The sequence below is a fragment of the Alphaproteobacteria bacterium genome, assembly GCA_019695395.1.
Taxonomy (GTDB): Bacteria; Pseudomonadota; Alphaproteobacteria; order JAEUKQ01; family JAIBAD01; genus JAIBAD01.
Map to the genome: position 1 here is coordinate 1 of JAIBAD010000063.1, position 5980 is coordinate 5980.

The window sequence follows — 5980 nt, forward strand, 5'->3', positions numbered from 1 at the left end:
TCCAACAAAATTGCGTACTTTAGCTGAAGCTTTAAATCAAGCAGATGTGTTTTTTGGTCTTTCTGTTAAAGGGGCGGTGACCCAAGAAATGGTTAAAACTATGGCAAAAGATCCAATTATTTTTGCTATGGCAAACCCAGATCCTGAAATTACACCCGAGGACGTTAAACAAATACGTTCCGATGCTATCATCGCCACAGGTCGTTCTGATTATCCTAACCAAGTTAATAATGTGCTTGGTTTTCCTTATATTTTTCGTGGCGCACTTGATGTACGCGCTTCTGCTATTAATGATCAGATGAAAATTGCTGCGGCAGAAGCTTTGGCCCAATTAGCCAGACAAGATGTCCCAGATGAAGTTGATGCGGCTTATGCAGGAAGACGTTTAAGATTTGGACCAGACTATATCATCCCTGTTCCCTTTGATCCTAGATTAATTAGAGAAATTCCCCCAGCCGTTGCTACAGCTGCGATAGCAAGCGGGGTCGCCCAAAAAACCATATCTAACATGGATTCTTATCGTGTTGAATTAGCTGCACGCTTAAACCCAACTTCTGCAATGCTTGGTTTGTTATTTGAACGTCTACAAAATCAAAATATGCGTGTTGTATTTACAGAAGGTGAAGAAGAAAAAATGGTTCGCGCTGCACTTGCCTTTCGTAATGCAGGATATGGTATTCCTATACTTTTAGGACGTGAAGATAGAATTGCACAAACAATGAAAGCAGCAGGTTTAGGATCTATTGATAATCTTGAAATACAGAATGCGCGCATAAGTTCACGCAATCAACATTATACAGATATGCTTTATAAACGTCTTCAACGCAAAGGGCTCCTTTACCGTGATTGCCAGAGAATGGTTAATCTCGATCGTAATATTTTTGCAGCTTGTATGGTTATGGAAGGAGATGCTGATGCAATGATTAGTGGGCTTACAAGAAATTTTTCTACTAATCTTGAAGAAATTACCAAAGTTATTCCGACCCAAGATAATAAAATTTTAATGGGTCTTTCTGTAATCATGAGCCAGGATAAGGCTGTTTTTTTAGCCGATACATCTGTGCATGAATTACCAAGTGCCGAAGAACTTGTGAATATTGCTATTCAAACAGCAGATAAAGCTAGAAAACTAGGTCACGAACCCCGGGTTGCTTTGCTATCTTTTTCCAATTTTGGAAATCCCCAAGGAATAAGAGCACAGAGAATTCAAGAAGCCATTCAAATTTTGGATCGAAAAAAAGTTGATTTTGAATATGATGGAGAAATGCAAGCAGATGTGGCTTTAGATTTTACACTAATGAAAAAACGCTATCCTTTTTGCCGCTTAACTGGTCCTGCCAATATATTAATTATGCCCGCCTTGCACAGTGCAAATATTGCTTCAGGTGTTTTACAAAAATTTGGGGGAAAAACTATGATTGGGCCTCTTCTTATGGGTTTACAAAAACCAGCGCAAATTGTGCAACCTGGATCAAATGTCTCTGATCTTGTACATACAGCAGCATTGGTTGCCCTAGATGCTTTAGATTCAAAAGAAAAAATCTTAGCATCTAAATAAAAATATGTCGAAATTTTTTAATAAAACTTTTCTTACATCATGGCTTATTCTCTTATCGCCAATTATTTTAGTTTTTAGTTTTTTATTTTGGTATTACCATGAATCTTTCATAATTCTTTTCGCATCATTTTTATTTATTGCTTTATCGTTGGGATTCATTATTTATCCTGTTTTTTCTTATTTTAATTTCATTAGAAAAACCTTACACCAAAAAAATAAAAATGCTAAATTTTATAAAAATGCATTTTTGTCAAATGTTCCTTTGCCAATTATCGGTAATATTGGGGCACTTATTAGTAAACTTATTCAACGATACGAAAATTTAATCGTTGCAATTACCCAACATTCTTCTTTAAATAAACAAATTATTTCAAACTATCCCTATCCCACTATTCTTCTTAATCAAGAAAAAAAGGTTATTGATACTAATGAAGCTTTTTTAAAACTTCTTCAAAGTACTATTAAAACAAGATATTTAAGTATTACAGGATATAACTTTACCTCTATCTTTCGTCATCCAGATCTAATTAGAGCTATAGAATCTGTTTTAAATGATCGCGAACAGGAAAAGTTAGAGTTTTCTTTTTTCCCTCTCTTAGAGAGGCAATTTATTATTTCCATTACAAAGCTTTTTATTTCTTATAAAAACCACTTTGTTTTAATCGTCATGCAAGATATTACCCAAATCAAACTAACTGAAAAATTGCGAAGGGATTTTATTGCTAATGCAAGTCATGAATTACGTACTCCTTTAAGCATACTTAAAACATCCATAGAAACACTGCGTACTGATACAAATTCCAAATTATCCCAAGACATTTTTAATATTATGAATAATCATGCGTGTCGCATGCAACAACTAATTGATGATTTACTTTCTTTATCAAAAATTGAACTTAACGAAATGAGTCAACCTTCGACATTATGTGATTTGGGATCTATTCTTAATCAAGTTATAACTATGATTAATGTTAAAGCTCAAAGTAAAAACATTAATATCAAATTTGACGAGGATTATTCGTCTTTATGGAAATTCCCATTTCAACAAAAAACCATGGAAGACATAAAAAAATTGCCCAAAATTTGTGGGGATGAACAGGAAATTTTCCAATTATTTCAAAATATTATTGATAATGCAATTAAATACAGCGCATCTCATACTACTATAAAAATAGTTTCTGGTGTAACCAAAGTTTCACAAAATTCTACTAAAGATTTTGATCATGTTTTTATAGCTATTATTGACAATGGTTATGGAATTGAAGCAGAACATATTCCAAGGTTAACAGAAAGATTTTATCGCGTTGATAAATCAAGATCTATTCACCTTGGGGGAACTGGACTTGGGTTAGCTATTGTGAAACATATTCTTAATCATCATCAAGGTTTTATGGATATTCAAAGTAAGCCTAAACAAGGAAGTAATTTTTGTATTTTTTTTCCTATCTCTTTTAAATGATTATTTTCTATTGTCATAAAACTGTAATAATTTCGTCATATAATATTTACATATATTGATTAGAACAAGATTAATTCAAACTAATCTTTAATATGACGAGGACAAAATGAAACTATATTTCTTTATCCCTGTTTTTATCTTATCAACTTTCTCATCAGCCTTTGCACGCGATCAAATTCGTATTGTTGGATCAAGTACTGTTTTTCCATTTGCAACAGTTGTTGCTGAAAATTTTTCTAAGAAAAAATCTTTTAAAACACCTATCGTTGAATCAACCGGCACTGGAGCTGGTATAAAATTATTTTGCTCTGGTTTAGGAGAAGATTTTCCTGATATTTCAGGGGCATCTAGAAAAATCAAATCATCTGAACTTGAAGATTGTCATAAAAATGGTGTTAAAAACATTATGGAAATTGAAATAGGGTTTGACGGAATTATCCTTGCCTCTTCTAAAGAACATAAGCCCTATCAATTAAGTCTAAAACAAATTTGGCAAGCTTTAGCAAAAAAAATCCCACAAAATGGAAAATGGGTTGACAATCCTTATAACAATTGGAATGACATCGATCCAAGTTTGAGCCCTGATAAGATCGAAGTTCTTGGCCCTCCACCTTCTTCTGGAACAAGGGATGCTTTTGTTGAACTTGTACTTGATAAAGGATGCGAAGAATTTTCAGAAATTAAAAATTTAAAACCGGAAGAAAAAAAAGTTTATTGTCAATCAATTCGTGAAGATGGTCATTACATAGAAGCTGGCGAAAATGACAATTTGATTGTTCAAAAGTTAACCACTAATCCAAAAGCTTTGGGAATTTTTGGATACAGTTTTTTAGAACAAAATTCAGACAAGATTGAAGCAAGTACAATTAATAAAATTACCCCTACTTACAATACGATCAGCAATAATAGTTATCCTATTGCAAGATCTCTTTATATTTATGTCAAAAAAGATCACCTAAATCTCGTGCCAGGATTAAAAGAATATATGACAGAAATGACAAGTGACGATGCATCAAGTGAAGATGGATATCTTATTGAAAAAGGTTTGATTCCCCTACCTGCTGAACGACATAAAAAAATTACAAGTGATGTTTTATCTTTAAAAACTATTTAATATAAACTTACTTATAAACAATAGTTTCTATAATAAGAAACTATTGTTTATAAGTATTAGGGATTAAAAGAAATTTTCGTGATCATTATCCTTATATTTTTTATTTTTGTTATTACATTCTACCTTGGTTATTGGCGTGCTAAAAATATTGTCCAAGGAAATATTAAAAATCTTAAATCTTTACCTCATTATCATGGATGGTACGTAGGATTGATTTGCTTTTTAGCTTCTTTAATATTTTTCTTTATTTGGTGGACAAGCCAAACCCATATTAACGAATTTATTCTCCATTGGTTTTTACCACATGATTTGCGCTCTTTAGAATCAGAATCGTTTAAACTTGCTCTTAATCAAATTTATAATGTTCTTGAAAATAAATTAACATCACCTGATACCACTACATCTTCTATTTTAGAAGCGGCAAATCATTTAAAAATTATTCAAAATACGACATCTTTCGTTTTCTATATATGTTTTACAATTATTGTTTTATCTGCTTTTATTCTTTCATTTGGTAAAATTAAACCAAATTTTTCAGCTGGCAAAAAAGCAGAACGAATTATTTTATTTATCTTTTTTATAAGTTCTACTTTGGCTATTACAACAACCGTTGGAATTATTCTTTCTTTATTATTTGAGGCTTTAAGGTTTTTTCAAAGAGTACCTTTAAATGAATTTATTTTTGGGCTTCATTGGAGTCCCCAAATTGCTCTAAGGGCTGACCAGACAGCAAGTAGTGGTAGTTTTGGAATGATCCCTTTATTAACAGGATCTATACTTATAACTGTTATTGCTATGATTATTGCTGTACCTGTTGGTCTTATGTCTGCCATTTATCTTTCAGAATATGCTCCACGTTCTATCAGAACAATTGTTAAACCTGTTCTTGAAATTTTAGCTGGAATCCCAACCATTGTTTATGGTTTTTTTGCAGCTTTAACAGTAGCCCCCTTTCTAAAAGATATAGGTGATACTCTAAACATTTCAGTTGCTTCAGAAAGTGCATTGGCAGCTGGATTGGTGATGGGTATTATGATTATACCTTTTATCTCTTCTTTATCTGATGATATTATTAATGCGGTTCCTCAAAGTTTACGTGATGGATCTTATGCATTAGGGGCAACACAATCAGAAACTATTCGTCATGTTATTTTATCTGCCGCATTACCCGGTATTATTAGTGCCATTCTTTTAGGTGTATCCAGAGCTATAGGAGAAACAATGATTGTGGTTATGGCAGCTGGATTGTCAGCAAATTTAACCTTCAATCCTTTTAATTCTGTTACAACTATGACCGTACAAATTGCCAATCTTTTAGTTGGAGATCAGGAGTTTGATAATCCTAAAACACTTGCAGCATTTGCTTTGGGATTAATCCTTTTTATAATGACTTTTATTCTTAATATTATTGCTCTTTATATTGTTAAAAAATATCGAGAAAAATATGAATAAATATACACAAGAAAAATCAACATTAATTTTAAAAAAACGTTTAAAAAAACGTCTAAGGCATGAAAAAATATTTAAATATTTTGGTATTTTGTCCATTCTATTGGCATGTTTTATTTTAGGATTTCTTTTAACCGATATTATTGGCAAAAGCCTACCTGCTTTTAATCAAACTTACATTAAATTGGAAATCGATGGAAAACTATTAAACGAAAATAATGACCCCGATACCTCAACCCTTTTTTATACGAAAATTATTCGTCAATCTTTCTTGGATATCTTTCCTGATGTTCAGTATAAACAAGACCAACGAATTCTTTTAAAAATTCTAAGTAATAATGCAGGCTATGATTTACAAAAAACAATATCAAATTCAAAAAACAGTCTTTCAGATAAAATA

5 protein-coding genes are annotated in these 5980 nt (G+C 31.9%); all 5 read left to right on the forward strand.

All coding sequences use genetic code 11. The features are described from left to right. The coding region (locus K1X44_08625; GenBank protein ID MBX7147353.1) for an NADP-dependent malic enzyme at positions 1-1558 on the forward strand (1558 nt) is incomplete at its 5' end. A gap of 4 nt (positions 1559-1562) precedes the next feature. After that, a complete protein-coding gene (locus K1X44_08630; protein ID MBX7147354.1) occupies positions 1563-3017 on the forward strand; it encodes a GHKL domain-containing protein in 1455 nt (484 codons plus the stop codon). Between the two features lie 106 nt (positions 3018-3123). After that, positions 3124-4131 carry a substrate-binding domain-containing protein gene (locus K1X44_08635; protein ID MBX7147355.1) on the forward strand — a complete coding sequence of 336 codons (1008 nt, stop codon included), beginning with the start codon at positions 3124-3126 and terminating at the stop codon, positions 4129-4131. Positions 4132-4203: 72 nt separating this feature from the next. Continuing rightward, positions 4204-5583 (forward strand): phosphate ABC transporter permease subunit PstC, encoded by a 1380-nt coding sequence (gene pstC / locus K1X44_08640; GenBank protein ID MBX7147356.1) that lies wholly within the window; start codon positions 4204-4206, stop codon positions 5581-5583. Continuing rightward, on the forward strand, positions 5576-5980 hold a 405-nt coding region (locus tag K1X44_08645; GenBank protein MBX7147357.1), incomplete at its 3' end, for a DUF3333 domain-containing protein. The genes pstC and K1X44_08645, both read left to right, overlap by 8 nt.

Coding starts and splice junctions, on each gene's coding strand:
- K1X44_08630 (MBX7147354.1), top strand. CDS start 1,563: ATGTCGAAATTTTTTAATAAAACTTTTCTTACATCATGGCTTATTCTC.
- K1X44_08635 (MBX7147355.1), top strand. CDS start 3,124: ATGAAACTATATTTCTTTATCCCTGTTTTTATCTTATCAACTTTCTCA.